This window comes from Woeseia oceani, from assembly GCF_001677435.1.
GTDB lineage: Bacteria > Pseudomonadota > Gammaproteobacteria > Steroidobacterales > Woeseiaceae > Woeseia > Woeseia oceani.
This window is the reverse complement of the sequence record NZ_CP016268.1, coordinates 1,197,619-1,222,588: the sequence shown is the minus strand read 5'-3', so window position 1 is coordinate 1,222,588 and position 24,970 is coordinate 1,197,619. Positions and strand designations below refer to the sequence as shown.

General features: G+C 55.8%; 33 protein-coding genes. 5 read left to right on the top strand and 28 right to left on the bottom strand.

Features of this window, described 5'->3' with window-relative positions:
• Positions 1–7: 7 nt before the first annotated feature.
• The 6 genes from BA177_RS05320 to BA177_RS05295 form a co-directional block, all read right to left on the bottom strand.
• The gene (locus BA177_RS05320) at positions 8–355 is read right to left on the bottom strand and encodes a hypothetical protein (protein ID WP_197493347.1); all 348 of its coding nucleotides are present in this window, start codon (positions 353–355) and stop codon (positions 8–10) included.
• A gap of 55 nt (positions 356–410) precedes the next feature.
• Complete coding sequence (locus BA177_RS05315) at positions 411–1,112, bottom strand: Dph6-related ATP pyrophosphatase (protein WP_068613824.1); 702 nt, start codon at positions 1,110–1,112, stop codon at positions 411–413.
• A 149-nt stretch (positions 1,113–1,261) separates the two neighbouring features.
• Positions 1,262–1,468 carry a DUF3565 domain-containing protein gene (locus tag BA177_RS05310; protein WP_068613820.1) on the bottom strand — a complete coding sequence of 69 codons (207 nt, stop codon included), beginning with the start codon at positions 1,466–1,468 and terminating at the stop codon, positions 1,262–1,264.
• A 31-nt stretch (positions 1,469–1,499) separates the two neighbouring features.
• On the bottom strand, positions 1,500–1,820 hold the full coding sequence (locus BA177_RS05305; RefSeq protein WP_068618937.1) for a VOC family protein: 321 nt from the start codon (positions 1,818–1,820) through the stop codon (positions 1,500–1,502).
• Between the two features lie 65 nt (positions 1,821–1,885).
• Entirely contained in the window at positions 1,886–2,176 is a 291-nt protein-coding gene (locus BA177_RS05300) for a putative quinol monooxygenase (RefSeq protein ID WP_068613818.1), read from the bottom strand.
• A gap of 72 nt (positions 2,177–2,248) precedes the next feature.
• The gene (locus BA177_RS05295; RefSeq protein ID WP_068613815.1) at positions 2,249–3,256 is read right to left on the bottom strand and encodes a zinc-binding alcohol dehydrogenase family protein; all 1,008 of its coding nucleotides are present in this window, start codon (positions 3,254–3,256) and stop codon (positions 2,249–2,251) included.
• A gap of 140 nt (positions 3,257–3,396) precedes the next feature.
• On the opposite strand from BA177_RS05295, the gene BA177_RS05290 reads away from it, so the two are divergent.
• Entirely contained in the window at positions 3,397–4,281 is an 885-nt protein-coding gene (locus BA177_RS05290) for a LysR family transcriptional regulator (RefSeq protein WP_068613812.1), read from the top strand.
• 37 nt (positions 4,282–4,318) lie between these two features.
• Here the strand turns inward: BA177_RS05290 and BA177_RS05285 are convergent, their stop codons facing one another.
• From BA177_RS05285 to BA177_RS05240, 9 genes are all read right to left on the bottom strand, one after another.
• A complete protein-coding gene (locus BA177_RS05285) occupies positions 4,319–4,846 on the bottom strand; it encodes a hypothetical protein (RefSeq protein WP_197493346.1) in 528 nt (175 codons plus the stop codon).
• Between the two features lie 134 nt (positions 4,847–4,980).
• Positions 4,981–5,442: a hypothetical protein gene (locus tag BA177_RS05280; RefSeq protein ID WP_068613810.1), complete on the bottom strand. Its 462-nt coding sequence runs from the start codon at positions 5,440–5,442 to the stop codon at positions 4,981–4,983.
• Positions 5,443–5,532: 90 nt separating this feature from the next.
• The gene (locus BA177_RS05275) at positions 5,533–5,913 is read right to left on the bottom strand and encodes a hypothetical protein (protein WP_156762707.1); all 381 of its coding nucleotides are present in this window, start codon (positions 5,911–5,913) and stop codon (positions 5,533–5,535) included.
• Positions 5,914–5,970: 57 nt separating this feature from the next.
• A complete protein-coding gene (locus tag BA177_RS05270; protein ID WP_068613804.1) occupies positions 5,971–6,372 on the bottom strand; it encodes a hypothetical protein in 402 nt (133 codons plus the stop codon).
• A gap of 255 nt (positions 6,373–6,627) precedes the next feature.
• Positions 6,628–7,515: a c-type cytochrome gene (locus BA177_RS05260; RefSeq protein ID WP_156762706.1), complete on the bottom strand. Its 888-nt coding sequence runs from the start codon at positions 7,513–7,515 to the stop codon at positions 6,628–6,630.
• A 50-nt stretch (positions 7,516–7,565) separates the two neighbouring features.
• Positions 7,566–7,892 carry an Mpo1-like protein gene (locus BA177_RS05255; RefSeq protein ID WP_068613795.1) on the bottom strand — a complete coding sequence of 109 codons (327 nt, stop codon included), beginning with the start codon at positions 7,890–7,892 and terminating at the stop codon, positions 7,566–7,568.
• Positions 7,893–8,010: 118 nt separating this feature from the next.
• The gene (locus BA177_RS05250; RefSeq protein ID WP_068613792.1) at positions 8,011–8,565 is read right to left on the bottom strand and encodes a DUF1415 domain-containing protein; all 555 of its coding nucleotides are present in this window, start codon (positions 8,563–8,565) and stop codon (positions 8,011–8,013) included.
• A 95-nt stretch (positions 8,566–8,660) separates the two neighbouring features.
• Positions 8,661–8,846 carry a hypothetical protein gene (locus tag BA177_RS05245; protein ID WP_068613789.1) on the bottom strand — a complete coding sequence of 62 codons (186 nt, stop codon included), beginning with the start codon at positions 8,844–8,846 and terminating at the stop codon, positions 8,661–8,663.
• Positions 8,847–9,032: 186 nt separating this feature from the next.
• Entirely contained in the window at positions 9,033–9,242 is a 210-nt protein-coding gene (locus BA177_RS05240; protein WP_068613786.1) for a hypothetical protein, read from the bottom strand.
• Between the two features lie 397 nt (positions 9,243–9,639).
• Between BA177_RS05240 and BA177_RS05235 the strand changes: the two genes are divergently transcribed.
• Both BA177_RS05235 and BA177_RS05230 read left to right on the top strand, forming a co-directional pair.
• Positions 9,640–9,906 (top strand): transposase, encoded by a 267-nt coding sequence (locus BA177_RS05235; protein WP_068612112.1) that lies wholly within the window; start codon positions 9,640–9,642, stop codon positions 9,904–9,906.
• Positions 9,903–10,760 carry an IS3 family transposase gene (locus tag BA177_RS05230; RefSeq protein WP_082989887.1) on the top strand — a complete coding sequence of 286 codons (858 nt, stop codon included), beginning with the start codon at positions 9,903–9,905 and terminating at the stop codon, positions 10,758–10,760. The genes BA177_RS05235 and BA177_RS05230 overlap by 4 nt, the downstream gene beginning before the upstream one ends.
• Here the strand turns inward: BA177_RS05230 and BA177_RS05225 are convergent.
• The 6 genes from BA177_RS05225 to BA177_RS05200 form a co-directional block, all read right to left on the bottom strand.
• Positions 10,749–11,552 carry an exonuclease domain-containing protein gene (locus tag BA177_RS05225; RefSeq protein WP_197493345.1) on the bottom strand — a complete coding sequence of 268 codons (804 nt, stop codon included), beginning with the start codon at positions 11,550–11,552 and terminating at the stop codon, positions 10,749–10,751. The genes BA177_RS05230 and BA177_RS05225 overlap by 12 nt on opposite strands.
• Positions 11,549–12,406 carry an IS3 family transposase gene (locus BA177_RS05220; protein ID WP_082989886.1) on the bottom strand — a complete coding sequence of 286 codons (858 nt, stop codon included), beginning with the start codon at positions 12,404–12,406 and terminating at the stop codon, positions 11,549–11,551. Before BA177_RS05220 ends, BA177_RS05225 begins: the two co-directional genes overlap by 4 nt.
• Positions 12,403–12,669: a transposase gene (locus BA177_RS05215; RefSeq protein ID WP_068612112.1), complete on the bottom strand. Its 267-nt coding sequence runs from the start codon at positions 12,667–12,669 to the stop codon at positions 12,403–12,405. The genes BA177_RS05220 and BA177_RS05215 overlap by 4 nt, the downstream gene beginning before the upstream one ends.
• A gap of 189 nt (positions 12,670–12,858) precedes the next feature.
• On the bottom strand, positions 12,859–13,413 hold the full coding sequence (locus BA177_RS05210) for a hypothetical protein (RefSeq protein WP_068613773.1): 555 nt from the start codon (positions 13,411–13,413) through the stop codon (positions 12,859–12,861).
• Positions 13,414–13,617: 204 nt separating this feature from the next.
• Positions 13,618–14,445, bottom strand: coding sequence for a hypothetical protein (locus tag BA177_RS05205; protein ID WP_068613770.1), 828 nt, complete (start codon positions 14,443–14,445; stop codon positions 13,618–13,620).
• Positions 14,446–15,000: 555 nt separating this feature from the next.
• Positions 15,001–15,414 (bottom strand): helix-turn-helix domain-containing protein, encoded by a 414-nt coding sequence (locus BA177_RS05200; RefSeq protein WP_068613766.1) that lies wholly within the window; start codon positions 15,412–15,414, stop codon positions 15,001–15,003.
• A gap of 79 nt (positions 15,415–15,493) precedes the next feature.
• Here BA177_RS05200 and BA177_RS05195 point away from each other — a divergent pair, with 79 nt between their 5' ends.
• Together BA177_RS05195 and BA177_RS19160 are read left to right on the top strand one after the other, a co-directional pair.
• Positions 15,494–15,991, top strand: a complete 498-nt coding sequence (locus BA177_RS05195) for a DUF2938 domain-containing protein (protein WP_068618935.1) — start codon at positions 15,494–15,496, stop codon at positions 15,989–15,991.
• Positions 15,991–16,266: a DUF2798 domain-containing protein gene (locus tag BA177_RS19160; protein ID WP_408068426.1), complete on the top strand. Its 276-nt coding sequence runs from the start codon at positions 15,991–15,993 to the stop codon at positions 16,264–16,266. Before BA177_RS05195 ends, BA177_RS19160 begins: the two co-directional genes overlap by 1 nt.
• Positions 16,267–16,307: 41 nt before the next feature.
• Here BA177_RS19160 and BA177_RS05185 read toward each other — a convergent pair whose 3' ends face one another.
• From BA177_RS05185 to BA177_RS05155, 7 genes are all read right to left on the bottom strand, one after another.
• Complete coding sequence (locus BA177_RS05185) at positions 16,308–18,566, bottom strand: S9 family peptidase (protein ID WP_068613761.1); 2,259 nt, start codon at positions 18,564–18,566, stop codon at positions 16,308–16,310.
• Positions 18,567–18,654: 88 nt separating this feature from the next.
• On the bottom strand, positions 18,655–19,125 hold the full coding sequence (locus BA177_RS05180) for an AraC family transcriptional regulator (RefSeq protein WP_068613758.1): 471 nt from the start codon (positions 19,123–19,125) through the stop codon (positions 18,655–18,657).
• 213 nt (positions 19,126–19,338) lie between these two features.
• Positions 19,339–20,154 (bottom strand): EcsC family protein, encoded by an 816-nt coding sequence (locus tag BA177_RS05175; protein WP_068613755.1) that lies wholly within the window; start codon positions 20,152–20,154, stop codon positions 19,339–19,341.
• 20 nt (positions 20,155–20,174) lie between these two features.
• Positions 20,175–21,563, bottom strand: a complete 1,389-nt coding sequence (locus BA177_RS05170) for a DUF2130 domain-containing protein (protein ID WP_068613752.1) — start codon at positions 21,561–21,563, stop codon at positions 20,175–20,177.
• Positions 21,564–21,782: 219 nt separating this feature from the next.
• Positions 21,783–23,120, bottom strand: a complete 1,338-nt coding sequence (locus BA177_RS05165) for an amidohydrolase family protein (protein WP_068613749.1) — start codon at positions 23,118–23,120, stop codon at positions 21,783–21,785.
• Between the two features lie 181 nt (positions 23,121–23,301).
• Positions 23,302–23,778 (bottom strand): hypothetical protein, encoded by a 477-nt coding sequence (locus BA177_RS05160; protein WP_156762705.1) that lies wholly within the window; start codon positions 23,776–23,778, stop codon positions 23,302–23,304.
• A 184-nt stretch (positions 23,779–23,962) separates the two neighbouring features.
• On the bottom strand, positions 23,963–24,826 hold the full coding sequence (locus BA177_RS05155; RefSeq protein ID WP_068613743.1) for a c-type cytochrome: 864 nt from the start codon (positions 24,824–24,826) through the stop codon (positions 23,963–23,965).
• Positions 24,827–24,970: the final 144 nt, after the last annotated feature.

Here is a 24,970-nt window from a genome sequence, read left to right as displayed (position 1 = left end):
TACGCGGTCACTTCGGGCGGAACAGTAAGAACGCGAGGGCCGCAAAGATTGCGACCACGGGAGCTACCGGCAAGAACCAGCTAATGGCCGTGTCGAAGATGATATCCCAGTGGTTGCCCGCCGCATCATGGAAAATACCGCTGGGATTAAGATGCCAGTCATAGCCAGTCGCGATAGCCGCAAGCAACACGCCGACGATCACCCCGAATATTGCTCCGCGGACGAGGCATTGCACGATTTCTGCCGCGCGGGGTTTACGAAAGTTAAGCGCCATACCCGCGAGTGTACTTTCGCGTCCGCAGCGCAACAAGAATTCGCCGCTTTGCGAATTGCTGTCCGCGATAGAACGCCGCACCAAGTTGCAAACTGGCGAACCAAACCCACCGAACAGTGCGATAGCACTCCCCGAGCTAACGATCGACGAGAACCGCGGTTGCCCCAGCCAGGTACGCATACTCATCCCGAGTCGCAGCCACGCCAGACTCCACCCGGATACGCTGGCGAAACCCCGGACCATCGAGCACCACAGTATGGTATTCACCATTCTCGCCGGCGAGGTCCAGGCCGTTCTGCAAACGCAGCGTCCGCAACTCGTCGACTGCCGGCTCATCGAGCATCCGGCCTACCCAGGACGGCGGCAAGCAGCGCGTATTGACGCACGACACCATCACACTGAAACCGCTTGTCCGCAATTCCTGCAAGAGCGATTCGCGGTCGATGCCCCACAAGGGCATGCAGGCCTCGATACCGCTTGCGCGACAACGCTCCTTGATCCAGTTGGGCTGACTGTCGACAACCGCAATGTCCCCGGTGACGACAGCCGTCACTTTGTGCTGTTCGCGTAGTTGCCCGAGGGCAAGTTCGTAGCCTTGCTCGTACGGCGCAGCAACCGGCAAGACTGTGTGAGGCAGGTTCAATGCCGACGCCTGCAATTGCATCATATCGAGCGGGTGCGCCAGAAAGCGGGCAGCCGGCGGTGCGAAGGTGGCGAGACAAACAACGTGAGCGCCGGAGGTGATCGCTCTGAACAGCGCGAGTGCCGAGTCTTTACCGCCGGTCCACAGTACCGCGACGCGTTGTTCTGCATCGGCGCTGCTGCGTTTTTGTTGCATCAGTCGCCGCCGTCAGCCAGTGCAACGGGCGTTTGCGAACACAGCGAGAAAGACAGGCCGTTCGTACCGTGTGTGGACGCAGGAATAATAGCCGGGCTCACTGTTGCCGCGACCCAATACCGCAAAAATCAACAACGAATTGCATCCGGTCAACACGCGTCGACCGGTGCGCCGGTATCGCATTTCTTGCAGTTGAGCTGAAAGCCGAGCATGGCATTCCGCCCCTCATCGGACAGAACCCACGGTCTGCTGACCAGTGGCGGATTGTGCCGGACGTGCTGGAAGTGACCGCAGGCGAGCTGCGCGACCCAATGGTCCTCGTCGTCTTTGTGATACCCGGTAATTGGCTGCTGCACGATCGGTATGGCCGTTATGCGCCGACGCCGATCAAGGCTGGTAGTCAGTGTCGGGCCAGAGCTCGTTGATCTCATCGGCCTGCTGTTCCGCGCTGAACCGTTCCCAGACGATGCCGTTCACGTCCGTTTCCTGGGTGAACGCGGTCGCTTGCGCGTCTTCCCAGCCCAAATGTCGGAGCGATCCACTGTCGCACCCGGGATCCTGCCGAACCGAAAAGTTCATGACCTCGGTGCGCCACAGAGCGTACTCACCTGCAACCGACGAACACGGCGCAACCCCGAACCGGGCCGAGTAGTCCGCAATCGTTTCATCAATTTTGTCAGTGGAAATCGCGATATGAATTTTTTTCAAAGTAACCTCGTCTGACAATGTTGTCTGCCGGGCATCCCAAAGGATGCAATGCCGTCAAGCGCGTTTCAGTCCACGTGTTTCATCTGATGGACCGTGAGCTCGACATCCACGTCCTTCGTGGCCTTCAAGAACGCGCTGATATGCGGCGCTTTCGCATGACGCTCCCACAGCGCACGTGACTCCCATGTTTCGTAGAGCAGGAAGTGACCGTCATCGTTCAGGTTTTCATGCAGATCGTACTGAATGCAGCCATCCTCCCGCCGCGAAATGGGTAACAGCTTCTCGAGTTCGGTTTTGACGTGGTCTGTTTGATCTGACGGAACCTGAAAATTTGCGACAACGGTAAGCAATGGCATGCAAAAACTCTCTGATGTTGATAATAAACCAGAGCACGGCGCTCTGTGGCGACGAAGTTTACTACGATCAGGTCAGCCGAATCCCTCGAGTACCGTTTTTCCAATGGCGGCACCGCTCTCCTGAAGCGCATGAGCGCGCCGCAGGTTTTCAACATTCAAGGCACCAGCACGCGTTGTTGCGGTAGCCATCAACGTACCGTTGTCCAGCAACACCGCCAGTCTGTTCAACAGTTTGTGCTGAGCATCAATGTCATCGGTCTGGAACATGGAGCGGGTGAACATGAACTCCCAGCTGATGCTCAGTGCCTTCAACTTCAGCGGCAGTATGTCCAAAGACTGTGGATCATCAATCAATGCGATATGCCCACGCGGTTTGATCAACTCAACAATCGCGCCGAAATGCTGATCCGTGTTGGTGAGTGATGCGACATAGCGCGGCGCAATGCCCAACGCTTTGATCTCTTCATCGAGCGGCTTGCGGTGGTTGATGACGTGATGCGCCCCCATCTTTTCGACCCATGAGCGAGTCTCCGGCCGTGAGGCGGTTGCGATAACCGTCAGCCCGGTGAGTTTCCTGGCAAGCTGAATCAGGATGGAACCAACACCGCCCGCTCCACCGATAACCAGCAGCGCGTCGCCCTTGCCTGCACCTTCTCTGATCCCGAAACTGTCGAACAGCATTTCCCACGCCGTGATCGTGGTCAGCGGCATGGCTGCCGCATCGGCGAAATCCAGCGATGCCGGCTTCCGGCCGACGATTCGCTCATCAACAACGTGAAAGGCGGAGTTCGTACCTGGCCGGGTGATGTCGCCCGCGTAGAAAACTTCGTCACCAACCTTGAAACGCGACGTCGCAGGGCCGACTTGGGTAACGACGCCAGCGGCGTCGAAACCGAGAACCCTGTGATCCGTTTCCGGCTGCACGTTGGCTCGCACTTTGACGTCAACCGGGTTGACTGAAATACCCCGCACCTGAACCAGTAAATCGTTTGGGCCCGGCACCGGGACTTCCATGTCAAACTCGACCAGTGCGTTGTCCTGCGTAATCGGACCGGCATCCGTGTAACCAATAGCTCTCATTGCAACAATTCCTTGCGGTGACTTCCGGCGGCGCAACCCTGGAACCATGGCTGGCCACCAAGAATGAAGACAGTTTATTCCTTTATCATGAATATATAATCTACGTTGTTCCAAATTTATATTTCGTATATTTTTGATAAATGGATACCCTGTCCCTGCGCCTTTTCCTGAGAATCGCGGAGCGTGGCGCGCTCTCTGCCGCTGCCCGCGACCTGTCGCTGTCCCCGGCCAGCGCCAGCGCGCGGCTCGTAAAGCTCGAAGACCTTGTGGGCTTCCGCCTGTTCAACCGAACCACGCGAGCTGTATCGTTGACGACAGACGGTGCGGCTTTCCTGCCCTACGCCCAGCACGCACTGGAAACCCTGGAGAGCGGCCTCAGCTCGGTCAGCGGAAAGGAAGCCGGCGCGAAAGGTGTGCTGCGGATGACGCTGCCCGGCTCGTTTGGCCGCATGCACGTCATTCCGCGACTGGCAGACTTCCACGCGCGTTACCCGCTCGTGCAACTGGATTTGCGGCTGTCCGATGAAGTGCTCGACGTTGTGGAAGGGGCCTACGACCTGATCATCAGGAATGCGCCACTCAGTGACAGCAGCATCATTGCGAGAAAACTGGCCGCTGATAAGCGGGTACTTTGCGCCTCACCAGCCTATCTCGCGGAACACGGTGCGCCGGCAACGCCCGATGAACTGATCAATCATCACTGTGTTGTTCTGGCCGGCAACAACAAGTGGAAATTCGAGAACGGGCAAGTCATTAATGCCCCGCGTTCGTTTGTGATCAACGATGGCGAAGCCGTGCGGTTATTGCTTGAGAGCGGCATGGGTATCAGCATCAAATCGCTCTGGAATGCCAGCGAAAGCCTGAAGGCCGGTCGCTTGGTGAAAGTGTTGCCCGACTTTCCGCTGGTCACGGAGTCCTCGATCTGGGCGCTGTACCCGAGTAACCGGATCATTGCACCGAAAGTTCGGGTAATGATCGATTTCCTGCTCGACCAGTTTCAGCCTGTGCCGCCGTGGGAACGATGACAGAAACGGCAGGACCTGCGTTGTATCCGTCTCAACCTCAATTGTTTGAATGCTGCTTCTTCAGCCTCGCCACCGCGTTCCACAACAAAGCAATCGAATAAACCTTGTGGAAGCCAAGTAACGCTTTGTACACAAGTCCGAGATGACGTTCCCCCGTTTGCCTATCGAGAACAGGAATAACGGCAGAACCGAAATACAGCCGGGTTTGAGTGCCCGCGTCTGTCCCTGTGTGGTCCGTTCGGAGCCATGATTTTGTACGGCCCTGATAGTCCGACAGCAGGAGCTGCTTCTCCGTCCGTCCCTCGACCGACCAGGCCGCGAACTCATCCGCCTTAGCTGATGCCAAGGCAACTGCTTGTTCGTCCGTCGAAGGCTTCGATACGACCCACTTCAAGATGAAACGCTCCGCCCTGAACAGCGCCGTCGAATAAAACGCCAGTACGAACTGTTCCTGAGAGACTCGAAAGGGAATATCCGCAAAAAAGCAATCGGTGTAAAAACCGGGCTTCCGGTAACGCCTGAGCAGCGCGTCTGCAGGCAACGGGCACGATTTTACGGTGGGCATGACCGGATCAACTTCTCTACTGTGCGAGGACTTCGCCTGCTGGCACCGCAGCCTTCTCACACGGAAGCGGTATTTTGCACGACCCTGGCAGCTCAATGCCAAAGTTTGTCATCACAGCGGCCTGACCCATGCCGCTAGACGCCAAGCAGAAACACGGCGGCGAACAGTCCGAAGGCAAGGAGCACCACTAAGAGCAAAAGAATGTTCTTAACCCGTCGTCTTCCAGTTTGCGAATCAGGCGCGCCCTGATTACGCGCTCCTTCGGTGGCAAAGCCTTGCACCAATGCCCAGATGGCGAAGGCAAAATAACCGAACGACGCGAGAACACCTGTCCAGAAGCTCAGCATTGTGAGAATGAAAGTGACGATCAAGGCCGCAGCCAGCACATTCAGCCACCATTTACCCGCAAGGATTGAAACGACAAATGTACCGATAGCCGCCGCAAGGACCGGCAACCCAAGGATGAAGAATGCAAAGAAACCGAGCGCCGCTGTCTCGTCCCCTGTGAGAATTGGCGGGCCGTGCTGAAACAAGGTAATCAGCAGCAAAAACAGGGCGAACGAAATGTGCAAACCGATGAGAACGAAGTTTCGCACGTGCTATGATTCAATCTTTGGCACTTCATTGTCCTCGGTGTGTTTAGCACTACGTGACTGCAACACCTGCCGTAGTCCCTGTGTGCGCTCTCAAGGGAGCGTTGGCAACTCCTGGATATCGAATGCTGGAGACAAGGAAGCAGCGCCTACGTGAAACGCAAGCGACAGGGCGACGTCAAGAATCAGAAGAAAGACCGGCAACAGTGAATAGAGCCACATTGAATCGCTTTGCGCTTGTTGATAGCGGAGCATGGCGTAGAAAATCAGGAGTGCGCCGACAGGCCATGCCAATCCCATCCAGACCGCGATCGGCAAATAATAGTCGCCATGAATATCTCCGAGCGCGTTGCCGAAGAATGCGATCGCAATGCCGTCACCCAGCGTGAACAGCAGGCTGCCTAACCCTCCGAGAGTCACGATATTGGCCACCATGAGAAGTAGCGCCAACACTATCGCTATCCGAACGCTCATCGCCTTCTCGCTTCAACTGTAAACGCACTTACCGAACACAACCTGAAGATATCGGAACTAATCTACCGGGCAGAAATATTCGTAGAAATCGTGACCGGCAACCGGCAGCTTGTAGCATTCGCCTTCCCATGCCAGGGAAAGCACATACTCCGGTTCGGTCAACACCTTCAGCGTCGTTGCGGAATCGCTGTCGGATAGGATCTCGTATGCCACCGTGATACTTTCATTCTGCGTGTCAAACCACTCGCGGAACCCGGTACACGTCCACTCGTGAGTCATGTGGCCGAAGAGACCGTGGCTAATGGCATTCAATGCGCTGGCGTCAGTCATCTTGGTTGAGTCAATGCCGGACAGCGTTCGGGCTGCATCCGATTTCCAACCCCCCTGGAGCCGGCAATCGTCTGCCAATGCAGCAGTGGTAAGCAGGCAGACCAGTGTCATATACAAAAGTCGTTTCATGCCTCACCTCTTCGATCAGATTACAGCAAATACGAGGAACTCGGGTACCCGCGGACTTACGCGCTCTACAGCCACTGAAACGCCATCACAAGATCGGGACTTCATTGTTGATGACATCCATTGAAACACCAGTGTGTCCGCCAAACCAAAACAGGCAAGCAAGCATCAATGGAAATACCCGCAAAACCGAACTTTGCGGAATGCGATCTTCACAGAAGCATTCGTAATCGTGTATCACAATACCACGACCGCGCCCTATTCGTTTTTCGGTCGCCACGGTACGTCCTCTGCGACCGGTTGCACGCCCAGGGTATTCAGGAAGAAGTACAGGCTGCTGATCTCTTCGTCTGTTAAATCCGGAAAACGGTCCCTGGCGACCATTGACATCAGGTTGAGGTTGTCGCGACCACCGATGGCGGTTCCGGTTGCCAGCAACGTTCGGAAATCGGCTTCCGAATACGCCGCCAGTATGGCCAGATCCGGCGCCCGGCCGTCGGGGGCTACGGCACCGCGGAGATCCAGTCCGTGACATTCATTGCACATCGTCATCGCGAGGTACTCGCCTAGCCGCATTGCCGGCAACGGATGGTCCTGGTACTGGAGCGGCGGCACGAGGCTTACCCAATCGGCCATGTGCATGACAGAACCGCTGGCGATCTCCCAGCGAGCGCTCCAGCCCAGCTTGGGCTTTGGGTGTGATGATGGCTGTACTTCCGCACTTCGCAGAAACGCGATGAGTGCAACGAGATCGGAGTCGGACAGATTGGTCCAGTTGTAAGACGGCATGGACCACAGGGCGCGACCATCGACGCCAATGCCGTGGCGAATTGCTGCTTCCAGCGTCGCGGGCGAATGCTCCTGTGCGTAGGCGGCCAGGTTCGGTGCAACCGCCAGCTCGACCCACGGCCACTGGTCGGTATATACCCTGCCCTCCAGCGACTGGCCGTGGCAGCCGAAACAACCGCGGATACGGGCAACGTGCCTGCCGTGCTCTATCGACGCTGCATCAGTTGGAATGGTTGCGACGAATGGATCCGGCAACTCGACGTTACGCAGCCGCCACTCACTCGCAAGGTACACCCCACCGGCCATCAGGCAGGGTACTGAGAAAATGGCAATGGCTATCCAGGCGTTCCGGTTCAAGCTGAGCCCTCCCCGCAGTTCGCGTGTTTGACCGGCTTAAGGAGCGCCGATCAGAATTTTATCTTGCCAGTCAGCATCTGAAAGAACATTACCCAATCACCCTGAAGGCTGTAGAACGGATAAGTAAAAGTGGCCGGCCGGTTTTTCTCGAACACAAAGTGACCTATCCAGGCAAAGCCGTAGCCGACCACGGGTATTGCGAGCAACCAAAGGTAGTTCGCCGTAAGCAAGGACGAGAACAGAATGATCAAGACCGACAACGAGCCTGTGAAATGCAGTCGGCGACAGGTTCTGTCGGCGTGCTGACTCAAATAGAACGGATAGAATTCCGCAAAACTCTGGTACCTGGCTTCAGTGGAAAAATCGTGTTCTGTCATTTGATTACTCCTAACGCCCGTTGACCGACACTTGCTGCTCGACGATTCAGTATGCGCCGCTTGTACGTCTGCGCGCCACTGACAACGGCGGTCCGGACCGCCAGTGGCACGGTGGCCTCTAGTTTTTACCACCATCGATACAGCGCCGCATCAGCAACTCGAGATGCTCGCGCCCCAGGCTATTCATACGCTCGATATTACGGGCCGGAATCTGCTCCACATCCGGGTACGCGTCGATGCTTTTTTCAAGGCTGGCTTCCCTCAGTATATGCAACAACGGATAGGGCGAGCGGTTGGTATAGTTTTCCGCATCATCCGCCGCGGTATCGGCGAACTGGTAATCCGGGTGAAAACTGGCAACCTGGTAAACGCCTTCCAGTTCCATCTGCTCCAACAAGCGATCAGCGGTATCCAGAAACTGGTTGTAGTCGAAGAAGTCCTGCAGCACATCGGGGTGAATGAGCAAAGTCGTTTCTATTGCTGCATCATTGTTAAGCAGCGCCAGTTCCGCCTCAAGTGTTCCCAGCAACTGTTCTTCCGTCGTCGCGGCGGATTCAACAAAGCGGATTCTGTTGTTGACCAATTCGCGGCCCGCGAACGGACACAGGTTCAGACCAACGACCAGGTCCTCGACCCAGCGTCGAACGACAGCGGATTTTGTTACTGTTTCCATTGACTCTTGAAGCCCTCAGGGCAGGCACAATCTCTCTTCTCGTTTGCAGCTCACAATCCGGAACGTTTGCACGGACTTAAGCGCTATTGCAGAAGCTAGGGCTCCATCTTCTTGGCAATGAACGGGTAAATGATTCCGCAAATGACGCCGCACGTGATTGCCAAGGCCATATCGTTCTCACTGCTCCAGTCGCCGAAGAAACGTCTCGCAATTATGCCCAGAGTGATCAGGAGGGCGATAACAATCATCGTCGAGATGGCAAGGGCTTTCATGTTAATCATTGGCTAAACTCGGTTTCTGCTGACACACCATTCTAACAGCCGGCTGGAACCATTTATCACCAGATAGCCCGGCCGAAAGGTTACGTCGTCAACTCCTCTTGTGGCGCAGACCGCTATTACCTGAAGAGCCTGATCGGCGGTGAATAACAGGTGCAACGTATGGTTTAGTCACTCTGTTCACGCCACCTAAAGTCTGGTGTGGACCTCACCGCTCGAACCAACGATCTGCCTGCGAAGTTGGTTGAGTTCTTCATTGGTTTTTCGGGTCTCCGCTATGAGCGCATCAAGTTTTGCCTTGGTGCCGAAAACCGCGAACGGTAGTAGGAACCAAAGTATTCCAAGGATAACAAGAAAAAGTACGATGATGAGGTATAAACCACCTGCTGCTGGATCCATCTTTGTCTCCTTATTCTTTTAGTGTCGGCGATTTTTTCTGACTTCGTAGTAGAGCCTTCTGTCTCCGACCATTCTTCAACATCGAGGGTTGTTCTAACGTCTGATCTAACTCGTATTTGAAGCAACGTGGCTTGAGCGAGAATGCAAGGAAGGGAGTGAGTCAAGAAACTGGGGTGGCGCATTGTTAGGCAAGCCCTGTATCAATCTGTACGAGTCGTTTAAAGTCTGATTCTCCAATTATTCGAACCGGTACACCTGCCGCTACGAGCTGTTCCGCTTTTCGGTGTTTGCTGCTCTTCGAGTGCCCTCCCAGCTTAGAGATGTCTTGGTCACCTGGCTAGCCCCGTCATAATTGGTCCAGTTGCTATGTTAGTGTTTCCCGACCCAGGAGGCACCAATGAAAGGCAAGCGATTTACAGAAGAACAGATCATCCGGATTTTGCAGGAAGCTGAGGCCGGGCTGTCGGTAGCCGATGTCTGCCGCAAGCACAACTGCTCGGAGCAGTCGTTTTACCGGTGGAAGTCGAAGTTTGGCGGCATGGCTGTTTCTGAGGCCAAGCGACTGAAGGAACTCGAACGCGAGAATGCCGAGCTGAAGAAGGTCGTCGCGGAACAGACGCTGGACATTCGGATGTTGAAGGACGTCAACAGCCGAAAGTGGTGAGCCTGGCAGAGCGACGTCGCTGTGTAACGTACTTACGCAACCAGTACGAGATCAGCGAACGACGCGCCTGTCAGGCGATACAGCTGAACCGCTCAAGCTACCGCTACGTTGGCCAACAGGAGTTGGTCGATGCGGCCTACGAGGAAGTGGTCCGGTTATCGGAACGCTACCCGTATTTTGGCTACCGCAAGATCTATGACCTGATGCGGGGCAGCTGGTCGATCAGCCGGGAGACGGTGCGGCTGATTCGACGGCGAGAAGGGCTGCAGGTCATTAAAAAGCGCCGGAAACGCAAGGTACTTGGCATGACGACACAGTGGGTGAACCAGGCTCGGTATCCGAACCACGTCTGGAGCTACGACTTTGTCTTTGATCAAACGGAGGATGCGCGGCAACTGAAGTGCATGACGGTGGTCGACGAGTATACTCGGCAGGGATTTGAGATCACGGTTGGTCGCAGTCTGACGGCAACGGATGTCATTCGGGTTCTCGAAAAGCTGTTCGAAGAACACGGACGACCGGTCTGCCTGCGCAGCGACAACGGCCCCGAAATGGTTTCAAAGGCAGTGCAGACATGGCTCAAGGAAAAACACGTCGACATGCACTACATCGATCCTGGCAGTCCGTGGCAGAACGCCTACTGCGAAAGCTTCAACTCCATCTTTCGCAGTACCTGCCTGGATCGTTGGTTATTTGGCTCGATGACTGAAGCACGGGTCGTGATCAACCAGTGGCTTGAGGAATACAACACGATCAGACCGCACGGATCGCTGGGCGGAATGAATCCGAAGCATTACCTACAGCGATGGAATGAAGAAAATACGAATCAACAACCGGAAATACTAACGGCGTGAGTGGACCAGAAATCTCGGGCTTGCCACACCCACCACCAGCGTAGTTACTTTCTTCGTTACACTGCTTGAAACGCGGAACCCCACTGATGCAGCTAGATCAGCAGCTTCCTTTCTAGGAAAAGCAAGAGCCCCAGTAAATGCGATCACATCCCCAAAGAATGTTCCGTCGGGATTACCATCGCGCCTAATGTCTGCGCCAGAGCCTGTGCCCCCCAATTCGACTGGCTTTTCAACTCGCTCGATCCACCCAGCCACATCCAATCCAGTTTCCTGGCATGCAGCAAGAAATACTTGGGCAGCCGCCTTTGCATCCTCCAGCGCGTTGTGATGCGAAAATGTATAACCGAGCTCATTGCACAGATTTGCCAGACCGTACCCTTTCCATGCGAACTTCGACCAAGCCCGGCGAGCAACGCGGGATGAATCTAGCCACTGACAGGAAGGATGTGCAATAAAGTGCTGATCACACGCCCTTACAATTGCAAGACGATCGAAATGCGTATGGCATATAACCACAGAGTCACCCAGCCACCGAGTTAGTTCCGGATAAAGCTCCTTGAACGCTGGCGCACCAGCCACTTCCTCTTCGGTAATTCCATGGATAGCAATATTCATCCCGTCGAAATAGTCGTTCGGATCGACGAAAGACTCCCACTCTTCTCTCAGCACGCCATCGCTGTATCGAACAACACCAATCTGGCAGATAGACGCCATATTCGGATTTGCTGTCTCGACGTCAATCGAGATGAAGTCCATGTCGATTGGCAAGCCCGAGATTTCTGGTCCACTCACGCCGTTAGTATTTCCGGTTGTTGATTCGTATTTTCTTCATTCCATCGCTGTAGGTATTGCTTCGGATTCATTCCGCCCAGCGATCCGTGCGGTCTGATCGTGTTGTATTCCTCAAAGCACTGGTTGATCACGACCCGTGCTTCAGTCATCGAGCCAAATAACCAACGATCCAGGCAGGTACTGCGAAAGATGGAGTTGAAGCTTTCGCAGTAGGCGTTCTGCCACGGACTGCCAGGATCGATGTAGTGCATGTCGACGTGTTTTTCCTTGAGCCATGTCTGCACTGCCTTTGAAACCATTTCGGGGCCGTTGTCGCTGCGCAGGCAGACCGGTCGTCCGTGTTCTTCGAACAGCTTTTCGAGAACCCGAATGACATCCGTTGCCGTCAGACTGCGACCAACCGTGATCTCAAATCCCTGCCGAGTATACTCGTCGACCACCGTCATGCACTTCAGTTGCCGCGCATCCTCCGTTTGATCAAAGACAAAGTCGTAGCTCCAGACGTGGTTCGGATACCGAGCCTGGTTCACCCACTGTGTCGTCATGCCAAGTACCTTGCGTTTCCGGCGCTTTTTAATGACCTGCAGCCCTTCTCGCCGTCGAATCAGCCGCACCGTCTCCCGGCTGATCGACCAGCTGCCCCGCATCAGGTCATAGATCTTGCGGTAGCCAAAATACGGGTAGCGTTCCGATAACCGGACCACTTCCTCGTAGGCCGCATCGACCAACTCCTGTTGGCCAACGTAGCGGTAGCTTGAGCGGTTCAGCTGTATCGCCTGACAGGCGCGTCGTTCGCTGATCTCGTACTGGTTGCGTAAGTACGTTACACAGCGACGTCGCTCTGCCAGGCTCACCACTTTCGGCTGTTGACGTCCTTCAACATCCGAATGTCCAGCGTCTGTTCCGCGACGACCTTCTTCAGCTCGGCATTCTCGCGTTCGAGTTCCTTCAGTCGCTTGGCCTCAGAAACAGCCATGCCGCCAAACTTCGACTTCCACCGGTAAAACGACTGCTCCGAGCAGTTGTGCTTGCGGCAGACATCGGCTACCGACAGCCCGGCCTCAGCTTCCTGCAAAATCCGGATGATCTGTTCTTCTGTAAATCGCTTGCCTTTCATTGGTGCCTCCTGGGTCGGGAAACACTAACATAGCAACTGGACCAATTATGACGGGGCTAGCCACGATCTCTCCGGTTCCTAACGTTTAAGCAAACACGTACTTGACGAAAACTTCCTTGAGCAACAGCGGAGGGCGGGACAAATATAATGACAAGTGCAGCGCATAGTTAGGCCGCAATTTTTGGCGCCTCAATTCTGTACACGAGGCAGTAGCCCGAGATTCGCGAGCTCTGAAGCAATTTCCTTCGCTGCAGACCTACGCGCCATTTCGACTGTTGCATACCGATTGCCTGAGACTGACGCTAATCCGGTCCATGCGATTATTCCAGTTTCGATATCAACTAGATTGATCCGCGCGGCGCCAATCTGCACAGCAGAAGTACCAAAGCCGAACATATTGAAGCCACCTTTGGACAGAACCTGCGAGTCGCTTAGTTGAATAGTAATGGCCCCGTTTATGCCTTGACCAAGAAATACCGCAACGATTTCGTCTGACGAAAATTGTCGCGTAGGTGGTGCGACATCTATCGATCGGACTACGGAAGCCTGCGTAACTGCACGTATCTCTTCCGCCAATATTGTTTCGAGAATCTCGCGCCCTTCGATCTCTGGCCAATCCGACCATACGACCACCGAGTTAAACGATCTATCCACGTATTCGGGGTCTATATACGAGGACAACTCAGTCGAAGCGCAGCCCGCCGCCAGGACAACAGCGATAATCAAAAACCTGTACTTAGCCATGAACACGATCCTCAACAGTCGCTCTTAACAGCGCCCCAAATTTTATGGAGACACTCGTATAGAAACGGTATCGCGCGGGTTGCACTGCCAATACTGAATGCGGCCAATCGTCTAAACTCACACGCACTTGCCGCAGGTCGTCTAGAGCGACAGCGCAAGGCGGGCTGAGTCAAGTGGCGGGTGCAGCGCATCGCTAGGCATCCCTTACTCAGATTCCAACCGACCAACAACTTCGCTCATTGTGTAATGTACAAACTGCTTTCCCAGCTCGGTAAGTTCGTATTGCTTCGTAGCCTCAAATGCCGACTCCATAGTCCCACTACCCCGGCCACGTCGGCCGGTCGTTCTCGTCCTGAGGAATTGGCCGTCAGGCGTGGTCTGACGGTGCTGTCGAATGACGCTCCCAGTACTTAGGTCTCTAATAAGGAGCTTGTATAAATCTGCTTCGGCTGAATCTTCCCGAACTTGCTCACCATAGACCGCCCGCCAGATATCTAGTCTAGTAGAGCCGGGACGCCTAAAAATTTCTCGGATCACTGCAAGATGGGCTTCATGATAGTGATCGAGCCAATCTACGAAAAGCCGAACCACATCGTCGGAGCAGACTCGGGTTCCCGCGGCATTTACGATCAAATTCGCTGTGTATCGTCGCTTCTCATTTGTATCTGCATTGTCCCAAGCCCTAAAGGATTTCCGAACTAGGTCCAAGTATTCTTCACTTTGAATCCTTTCTTCGATAGCGGGCCCGAGGGATTCGAACCTCTCGGCGACATCCTGAAGGGTACCGCCGAGTTGCCCCATTTTGTGTTCGTGCTCATGCAGCCATCGCGTCTGAAGATCGTCAGTCTTCAATGAGCCTTCTTCTGTCTTAAAACTAGCTGCCGCGCTTATAAACCCGCCAACCCAAGGGATACTGCCTAGTGCCGCAAGGACAAATTTCTCGAAGACCCGCTTCCTTGTAGTTGGCGCTGCGTCCTGCAACTCCTTCCGTATCTTTTCAATAGGCAGGTCTGAATGTTCGTCGTTGCTCATATCGAGACGCCGTTACTTGCAGAACCGGGTGCCTAACTAGCGTTCGCATCCCTAATCGCAAAACATCGAACTGCGATTAGGGAAATTGAAGACAGGCTCAACTTCTTAGCATTTGATATGCAGGGCAACCGGGGGCCGGTTAGCATAGGAATTGGCTTTTTATTATTCATCACAGCATTCACCGCTGTTGGTATTATTTGACCTTCTGCAGGGGAATATACACCGAATTGCTAATTCTGGAAGCCAAATTGGCGATTCTTTCCCGCGCGGACTCTTGCGCGGTAGCCGCTTGGGTCGCTTTCCAGCTCACGCGGCCGCGCCATTGCAACGCTTCACGTAATCGTGAGCGCCATCATCAGTTTCGGCGTTCACTCTGCTGATTGACGATGAGCTGATTTATTGTAAAAGCAATTGCCCCCCCTGAGCCCCCAATGCGCTTCGACAATCGCCGTTCTGGAACTGCCAGGCTCGATTGGCCTGGCACCACTTATACAGTGATTGTCGTAGACAGCTAGCGTGACGTTTTGCGCCATCCCGACACCAGCACACACACGGCTACTTCGCGCCTCCCTTCTTTCTCCGCCCTGCCTTCGATGCTGCAACATCCAGCAAGCGTCGAAACCTGGGACATTCCATGTGGCTGGGTGCGGGACAAGCCGCCGCATGTCGCAAGCCATCACGCATGGCAGTGAGTCGGCGTATGGTTGTATCCAGTTCATCGGCTTTGTCGGACAGCAACTGTTTGTCTATCTGCGGTTTGCCGTTCGGTGCGAACATCTCGCGGATCTCATCCAGCGAGAAACCAGCCGATTGCCCCAGTGCGATTAGCGCCAGTTGATCCAGGATGCCGGGCGAAAATACCCGCCGCAGACCTTGTCGGCCAACGGACTTGATCAAGCCTTTCTCTTCGTAATACCGCAGCGCGGAGGCGGGTACGCCCGATTGCCGGGCCACTTCAGAAATATCCATTTCCCCTCTTGACCTCAAGTTGACTTTAAGTAGTACGCTATCACCATTCTGGTTTTAGAGGCTATAAATCGTGGACGAAATGACGAACTACCTTGTTGCTGCACTGGTCGTCGGGGTCGGCGCAACCGCTGTCACGGATCTCTGGAGCGTCTTACGTAAATCCTTATTGGGAATCGCCCCGCCCAACTTCGGGCTCGTCGGTCGCTGGATGGCGTACATACCCAGAGGGCAAATCCGACACGATTCCATCGCGGCTTCGCCGCCTGTACAGGCGGAACGTTTGATCGGCTGGTTGGCGCACTACCTGATCGGTATCGCGTTTGCCGGAGTGCTCATTGTGTTCTGGGGTCTCGAGTGGATTGCACGGCCGACACTTATGCCAGCGTTAATCGTTGGCACCTTTACCGTCGCCGCACCGTTCCTGCTGATGCAACCGGGTATGGGTGCCGGCATTGCCGCCTCACGAACGCCAAAGCCAAATTCAGCCCGGCTGCAAAGCCTTATCACGCACGTGATCTTTGGTGTCGGTCTGTACCTGGCGGGCTGGGCTGCCCATCTGCTCGGCCTTCCGCAGTAATGCTCTCTGACAATTTTCCTAAATGTTATTCACACTCGCAGGTTATCAAAATGCGTATTCCATCCCGCTATGCCCCGCTACTGTTCAGCGCCCTGCTGTCGGCCATCATGGTCGCTATCGTCTCGGCATTCGTGCTCGTCATATCGCAAGGACTGCACGCCGGGTTTGCAGCCCAGTGGCTAAGAAGCTGTTTAACCACATGGCCTGTTGCATTTCCCACCGTTGCTGTCGTTGCACCGTTGGTCCGAGACCTTGTCGGCAGAATGACGGTATAAGTCGGCTGTGGCTGTCGTTTACCGTTCAGGTGCCGACAGCCTCACTCCGCGTCCGCACCTTGCAAGTGCTCTTCAAAGTAATCGGTCATTGTTGAGTACATGTGCAGCTCGGTGCCCTCGCCTTTCTTGATCGCGTGTTGGCGATTCGGGTAAGACATGAAATCAAAGCGCCGGTTGTGTTTGATCAACTCATTGATCAAACGCTCGGAACCCTGATAGTGAACATTGTCGTCGCCTGTGCCGTGCATTAGCAGCAGTTTGCCGCGCAACTGAGATGCATAGGTAATGGGTGACGCCAGTCGGTAGCCTTCTTCGTAGTCCGGCAACAAGCCAGAGTAACGCTCCTGGTAAATGGAATCGTACAAGCGCTGATCAGCCACCGGCGCTCGAGAAATACCAACATGGTATTGCTCCGGATAGCGGAACATCAGGTTCAGGGTCATTGAGCCGCCGCCGGAATGTCCCCACACACCAACCCGGTCGCAATCAATAAAACTCCAGCGCTCGCAGATCGCCTTCAGAGAATCCGCCTGGTCGCGCGAACCGAGTACACCAACGGCACCGTAAACGGATCGCCGCCAGTCGTGGCCGCGCGGTGCTTGCGTGCCGCGATTGTCGACCGAGGAAATGACAAAGCCTCGCTGCGACATCAACATGTGCCAGTTGCTACGGGCTTCATCCCACACGTCCCGCACCGTCTGGCCCGCCGGTTCGCCGTACACGTAATTGATGATCGGATACTTGCGACTGGCATCGAAATTCCAGGGGCGCAGCAAATAACCGTTCAGCCGCAGCCCATCACGCGCGGCTACCTCGTAGAACTCGACCTCGCTCAGGGACAGTTCAGCGACCTTCCTCGCCAGCGCCGCATTGTCCTCCAGCACGTGGTGTACCGTGTGATCCGGCAATGACACAAGGCTGTACACGGGCGGCTGCAAAAAGCGCGAATGCTTGTGTATGGCCCAGCGGGAATCCTCGGAAACCTGGTACGAATTGGTGCCGGCCAGGCCTGCGGGCGTAACGCGACTGACCTGCCCGCTACCGTCGAGCCGACTGCGGTACAGGTAGCGCTGCGCGACATCCTCGGGCGAGGCAATGAAATACAGCCAGCCGTTCTCCTCGTCGATGGAGATGAATTCGACGACATCGAATTCGCCCGGCGTCAGATCCGTAAAGGTCTTGCCGTCGCGGGACACGAGGTAGATGTGCCGCCAGCCGCTGCGTTCGCTGGTCCAGGTGAATGCATCGACGCTCTCCAGCCACTCCGGATCAATAACGTCCTCAATAAACGTCTCCTCCCGCTCGACAAACGCCTCGCGAACATCACCCGTATGCACATCTGCGTAGAAGACCCGGTTCGTGTCCTGTTTGCGGTTCATTTGCTGCACGAGAAGCTCGTCGGAGTTGTTGGCCCAGTCCATCCGCGGCACGTACATGTCTTTGGCAACGCCGGGCAGTTTGACCCAGACAGTCTTGGGTTTATCGACACGAGACACACCAATACGGGCCGCTGAGTTTTCCTGGCCCACTTTGGGGTACGGTATCCTGGATACCGTTGGGTACAACTCGTCCGTGTTGTTGATAATCAGAAAGTCCCGCGCAGCATGGGTATCGAGCTGCCAGTGAGCGATACGCTGACTGTCCGGGCTCCAGCGAAAGCCATCCAGAATGCTGAACTCTTCTTCATAGGCCCAATCGAAATGGCCATTGATGACAGTGTCGGATGCATCGGTCGTCAGCGCGACAATCTCCATCGTCGACAGATCCTGCACGTAGATATTGTCGCGCCACACGTAAGCAAACTTCGTCGCATCCGGCGACAGCTTGCCGAACATCATCTGGCTTGGTTCCCGCTGCTCGCCGCCCAGCTGCCGGAGTTCGCCAGTCGCGATGTTCAAAATCCAGTAGTCGCCACGGCTGCGCTTTCGCCAAACTTTCCGCGCATCAGTAAACAGCAGCAACTGGCTCTTGTCTTCCGACCATTGATAATCATCAATTGCCAACGCCTGATCCGCGCCGGCCGGCGTCAGTTGCGCCAAGGAGAACAGCACCGTGCGTTCCAGAGTGGCCGGATCGTAATGCACGATCACCCGGTACGGATTGATGTCTTCGCCCAGCTCGTCCAGCTCAAGCTGCACGTCTTTGTAGGCGTCAACGGTTTCCAGGGCGGTATACCCGGAACCGTCTTCGAGCCAGCGAACAGTACCCGGCACTTTGGCTTTGTAGGCACGGTCCTTGTACAACGCCTCATTGGTGAGCAGCACGCCGGGTGCTTTCTGAGAAACAACGTTGCTTGCCATTTGCGGTGCACACGCTGAAAAAACAGTCAGGCATAAGCCGGCGATGAACCATTGGCGGAGAGAGAGTTGATCAATCATTGCAGCAGCCTCATTGCGATTCCCGTATTGGCAAGTAAACGTCGGTGATCATGTCTTCCTCACGAACACCCGGGCCAACGTTGACATAGTGAAAAAATACCGGGAAATCCGCAGTGGTGAAACCGCTTGTCGGTAACCAGTCCCGGAACAGGTAGACAGCCGCCGAGTTGTGCGCGCGCGAACCAAGGTGCCTGGCGACCGCACAGCGGTTGGCCGGTATCACTTTGCTGACAACATTCTGCGGATTCGCTTCGATTCCCCTCTCGTACGAAACACAAAAATCCACCCGGTGGTCAGCCGGCGCTGTTGAGAGCGGATCCGTGTAGTGAATACCGTATGTTTGATGCCCTTCGACAGGAACACCATTCGCCCTGCGCCAGGCGATGAGTTTCAGGGAGGTTTCGTACTCTTTTTCCGGCGGCCCGTGATGTTCCGCAACCGCCACTTTTGTTCGCGGAAAATCAACAATCTCTACATTCATTCGTTCCTCCGTATAGCGGAGCTTCCGGAAACACCCGGCTGATTTGCTAACAGCCGCCTCACTGCAAACGATGCCCTGCCGAACGGTGCGCAGCGAACAAGGCATACGGTTAACTGTCCGGTGCATCCACCTGCAACGCACAAGCGGGTCTTGTTCCTAATGCCGCGAGCGACCATTCAATACTGACGCGGAGCAATGCACTTCAACGAACGACTAAGCCTCCTTACCGCTGATACTGATCCGTTCGTATTCTTCATTGATTATCTGTTTGCTAAACTTTCGTTCGAGATTGCGCACGACAAAGTGACCGGTCGCCACGTCCTGAAAATGGGTGATGAACAGCGTGTTGATGAACGCACCGCCGACCCCGCCAATTATCGGTACAACCTGGGCCGCGGCCTTGGTGGTGACGGGGATACTGAACCGCGCCGCGATCTGTGTGACCAGCCTTACCAAATGCGGCGCGCTTTCCGAGGTTGCTGCACTTCTGGCCAGGTAGCTCGCGGCATCGGATACCAACTTTGCCAAACCACCGCGAACGGCGTAATAACCGCTCTCGGCAGCATCGTCGTTGTGGTTCCGCCCGCCCAGGGCAAAGACCTCCAGGCAGGCGAGTTGGGAGTCAATCACTTCCAGTTCTTCGCCCTGAAACCGTGCTATATCGGCAATGGAGCGCAGCATAATCGTTGTCGAAACGGGCAATTCGACGGCCAGTGCCGGCAAGCCGAAGACTCCGCCCGCCGCACCGGAGGTGGCGGCTCCGATTTTGTGGAGCACGTTCGACGCAGACCGCGACTCCTTGCGCAGCGTCATCAGCGCCACTTTCAGCGAAGCCCGGATCGCCTTCTCGGATGCATCCAGAATCAGTTCGCTCGAACCCGCCGGCAGCAAACGAATCAGTTTGTCGATCGGCTCGCCAACGTAGTTCGACACGCGGGCGGCCAAACTGACCTTCTCCAGGAGTACCTTTGCCCGGACCAGTTCCGCCTGATCGTTGGCGCTTAGACGCGTTTTCAGCTGTTCATCCATACCTTTATGCCCGACATGCCCTATTTGTCGAGATCCTCAAACATGGCGGCCATCGTGGGGTTGCGCCGGGTGAGCTTTTTGATCGTGACGTCCTGCGCTTTGTCATTGGCAAGCCGGAGGTTGCGGTCCGTACCGAGCAACGCATCCTTGGTCTTCTGCAGGTGATCGATGGACTTGTCGATCTCGTCTATGGCCGTTTTGAAACGCCTGGACGCGAGGTCGTAGTTTCTCGCAAATGCCGTCTTGAACGAATCCAGCTCGTTTTCGAAGTTGGTAATGTCGACGTTCTGTGCCTTAACGAGCGCCAGTTCCGACTTGTATTCGAGCGAGTTCATCGCCGCATTCCGCAGTATCGTGATGATGGGCAGGAAGAACTGCGGACGGACCACGTACATTTTCGGGTAACGGTGAAACACGTCCACGATCCCGGTGTTGTAAAGCTCGCTGTCGGGCTCCAGCAACGAGACCAGCACCGCGTATTCACAACCCTTCGTCGCACGGTCCTTGTCCAGTTCCTTGAGAAAGTCTTCGTTCTTCTTCTTGGTGGCCGTGGTGTCGCTCTCGTTCTTCATCTCGAACATGATCGAGACGATCTCGGTACCCGATTCATCCATGTCTTTGAAGATATAATCGCCCTTGCTGCCGGATCGCGCGTCGTTGTCCTTTTCGAAATACGCTCTTGGAAACGCCGTCGATCGAATGCGGTTGAACTCGGTCTCGCAATGCTGCTCCAGGGTTTCGCCCACCATCTTGGTTGACAGGCGCGCCTTCATGTCACGGAGGCGCTCTATCGCATCATCGCGGTCTTTGATCTGGGTTTCGTATTTGTCCTTGAGCGACTTTTCGGCGAGCTGCTTTTCAAGCTCGGCGCGTTCCAGGCTGCTCCGCAGCTTGTCCCGCTCCAGCTCCACGGCACCCACGGCTTCAGTGACAGCAAGTTTCTTCGCAACTTCATTGGCTTCCAGTCGCGCCTTCAGTTCCTGTATAGCCGCATCTTTTTTCGCCGCCGCTTCCTGCAGTTCCTTGTTCAGCCTCATTTCGGCCAGGTTGGAAGCACTCTGGTTTTCCTGCTTGGCCCGCGCCAGTTCATTGACCAGCGTATCGCGCTCTTTCTCCACGGCGCTCAAGGCCTCGGTCACGGCAAGTTTCCGCTGCACCTCACCGGCATCCAGTTTGGCTTGCAGGCTCTGAATCTCGGCGTCCTTGGCCGCAGCCGTCTTCTGTAACTCGGCAGCGACCTGATTCCTCGCCAGCTCGATCGCGTTGCGCTTGTCCTGCTCGGCCAGCTCGAGCCGTTCATGCAACTGCTTGTCGAACTCGCTGTCACGAACCTGCTTCAGAATATCCGCATAGCCGGCTTCGTCGACTTTGAAGGCTTTGTGACAGTGTGGGCAAATGATGTCATGCATGACGGCTGCTACTCCTGTTTGCCGAAGCGTCAATTGCGCACATCATACCCTGTCTCCTCCATTGAGTATGGCGAGGCGCGTGGAATACGAAAGAACCCAGTGGAGAGGCCAACGACCGGTTTGAGACCGGGCCCGCAGGCTCGACGCGCCGTAACGTGACTGGGGCTGGTTGTGAAGTCGTGCGTGATTTCAAGAATTGATCAAAGAACTCCAGTCGGCTCAGTCACGGTCGTTGTTGTCCGGCAAGCAAGCCGGTCCTGACTGCAATGCGGCCAGGCGGCTCTTGTCGTACGCCGTCCCGTGCAGAATTACCGTATCGATATCCCGCGTATTCCGAATGTCCGCCAGCGGATTGCTGTTGAGTATGACGAGGTCAGCGATAGCCCCGGCCCGAATCCGGCCACGGTCGTGCATACCCAGATATTCTGTCGCTCGGCCTGTGGCCGCGTGCAACGCGTCCATTTCGTCCATGCCTGCGTGAACGAGAAGCTCCAGTTCCTCGTGCAATGACGAACCGGGTGGCACCAGGAAATCGCCGGAATCCGTGCCCGTAAGCAGCAAGGCGTCGCTGGCGATGGCGATTTCCGTTAACCGCTGCTCACGCCGGTATTGCTCCGCCTTATCGGCAAAGTAGTGGTCCGTTTTGTCCTGTAATACGCTGTCGAGCCCGGCGGTCCACTCCCTGGCCAAAACCTCGGGCATCGCGTTGATGCGGCTTCGCTCATAGGTTGCCGGGTCTCGTACCGTGCCCGGACGTTGGCGCACTACCAGCGTCGGCGTCAGATAAATACCGGCCTGTTTCAGTTGCTGCAGGGTTTGCTGGCACGCCAGTTCGTTATCCACATCGCACAGGCCACCGATCTCAACGGCCATGTGTTCGATCCCTGCCATGCCCGCATTGACGGCATCGGTCACTGTGATTGCCATGGGCAGATGGCCGGCCACTTTAAGACCGCGCTTGTGTGCTTCAGCAAATACCGCTGCTACCGAAGCTCTTGGCAGTGTGGTGTAGACCTTGACGAAATCCGCCCCCATCGCGTCAAGCGCCGCAACGGCGTTCTTTCCCTCTTCTGCCGTGCTGACGGCAATAGAGATTTCCGGATGCACCGGTGTCGGGCCATCAAGGACCTTGCCCGCCGCTACCAGCGTCGGGCCGATGTTCCCGTCCTTATCGAGAAACGACCGCGCCGCCGTAAGGACGCCAGCATCACCGCCCATGTCGCGTATGCCCACCACCCCGTAAGCGACGAAATCGGCAAAAAACGGGCAGTAAACCGACGCGTGCCAGAGCGCGTGCACGTGCATATCCCACAAACCCGGAATAACCCAGCGGCCACTCGCGTCGATAACCTGCCCCGCCGTATCATCCGGCGTGCAAGGCGCAATACTGTCGATCCGTTCGTTGGAAATGCGAATGCAGTGATTGTTCAGAACCGTATTGGCAGACGGGTCGATGACCGTCGCGCCTTTAACCAGCAGTGACTGATCGCTCGCTGAAACGGCGCAAGCTGCAATCGTCAGCAGAAAGAACGAAGCAAGAACAAGCAGCAGCGGCATTCGGCCAAGCCCGCTTGCAATACGTTGGGCTCTCGTCGCCTCAGACAAAGACACGAACACTCAACACGTTTTCGGGGCCGCCCGGCATCTCTTTTTATCCCCCTGTTGACCGCAAGCAAACGCTACTCGTACTGCGTGAGACGGTTTGAACCCATGCGAGTTCCCGCATTCGGGCAACGGTTCAGTACGTTTCTTCGCACCTCTTGTCTTCGACGTACTTGGGGTGCTGAATCAACTTGGTCGCGCGGCGAATCGACGCATCAATCTTGTCCTTCGGGACGCCTTCGCCTTTGCGTTTGTCGACGAGCGCCACTATCCGCTCGTATTCGTCCGCAGGAAATGTTGCGGTTCCGGTTGCAGTGCGCATCCAGCGCTCCCCGACATAGACGGTTGCGGTGCCCGCCTTGCCGATTAAGCGAATCTCAAACTGCGGAACCTTCGAGCGATCGATCGCAGCCATCGCATCATCCTCATGCCTCGCCAGCAGCGCGCGCAGTTCATAGAACGCACAGCCCCGCTCATAATGGATGCCTTCATCGCCGGTGATGACAATCATTCGTATGGCATCGCTGATAGGAGGTGCTTTGGCCGCAAACAGTTGCGGGCTCACAATCACCAGCATCGCGACGAAAAGCATTGAGTGAATTCTACTGGGCATATCGCTTCCTAAGGTCCGAATATGACTGGCGTGCGCCAACAACTGGCGTTGACTGTGAAAAGGGGTCGTCCCTCTTCGGGCTATGGCTGCTGACGAAAGTATAACGGACGAGAGAGCCCGGGCGACGACAGCCGACACGCCGTCGTCGCCCTTGCGCCCCATCGGCGACCACGCTTCGCGCCAATCAGTCTGCCGGTTGCGGCGGTAACGACCGCAAGTAGACGATCAGTGCGTCAAGGTCCGCATCTGCCATGGTTTTGTAGTAGCCATACGCCATCAAGGGCTGAAGCGGCCGGCCGTCACGACTGATGCCCTCCGTGATCGCTCGTTTTATTTCGGCATCCGTCCATGCGCCGAGGCCTTGCTTGGCATGCGGGGTGATGTTCGCTGCTGTCACCGCGAAATCCAGACCGTAGGGCTTGTGAAAGAGTGTCCCGCCCGCGCCGGTACGACTGAAGTCGAAGACGCCTTCCGACATCGGCGTATGGCACTCCATGCAATGCCCCAGGGTGTAGCCAAGGTAAGTGCCGTAGGCAAGCGCATCGTCACGGGGTACGTCCGGCACGCTACCCAAAGGCGGACCCCACGACTCGGGCAGCGGAATGTTGTAGACCGAGCGCGGCACGCTGTTCCGCACTGGCGCGACCGTTCGCAGGTACGCAACGATCGCGCGGACATCGGTGTCGGACATTCCGCGGTACGACAAAACCGGCATCGGCGGGCCGATGATCGAACCATCCCGCCTTACCCCTTCGCGGATGGCCCGCATGATTTCCTCATCACTCCAGGCACCAATGCCGGTTTCGCGATCCTGGGTGATGTTCGGCGCGTAGGCCGTGAACTCGTGCTCTTCGATCAGGAAGCCGCCGGCCAAACGCATGCTGGTATTTGCTGTCGTGTCGGCATTGCGGGGGGTGTGGCAATTGCCGCAACCCACGATTCCGTTCACGAGGTAGGAACCCCGGGCGAGCAAATCCTCCTGCGCATGGACTCCTGAGTAAACCAAAGACAAGAAAGACACTAACAACACTTTCGTTAATCGACGCATATCCAGTCCTCCCCGTACCTGTCCGGTCTGGGTCAAAAGATGACGCCAACAATCAATTCGTGCCTAAGTCGAACCGCGGAATTATAGCTGAGAACGGGGTATTTCGATTTAGCCGCAGCGGCCAGCGTTTTTGCCCCAACCGGG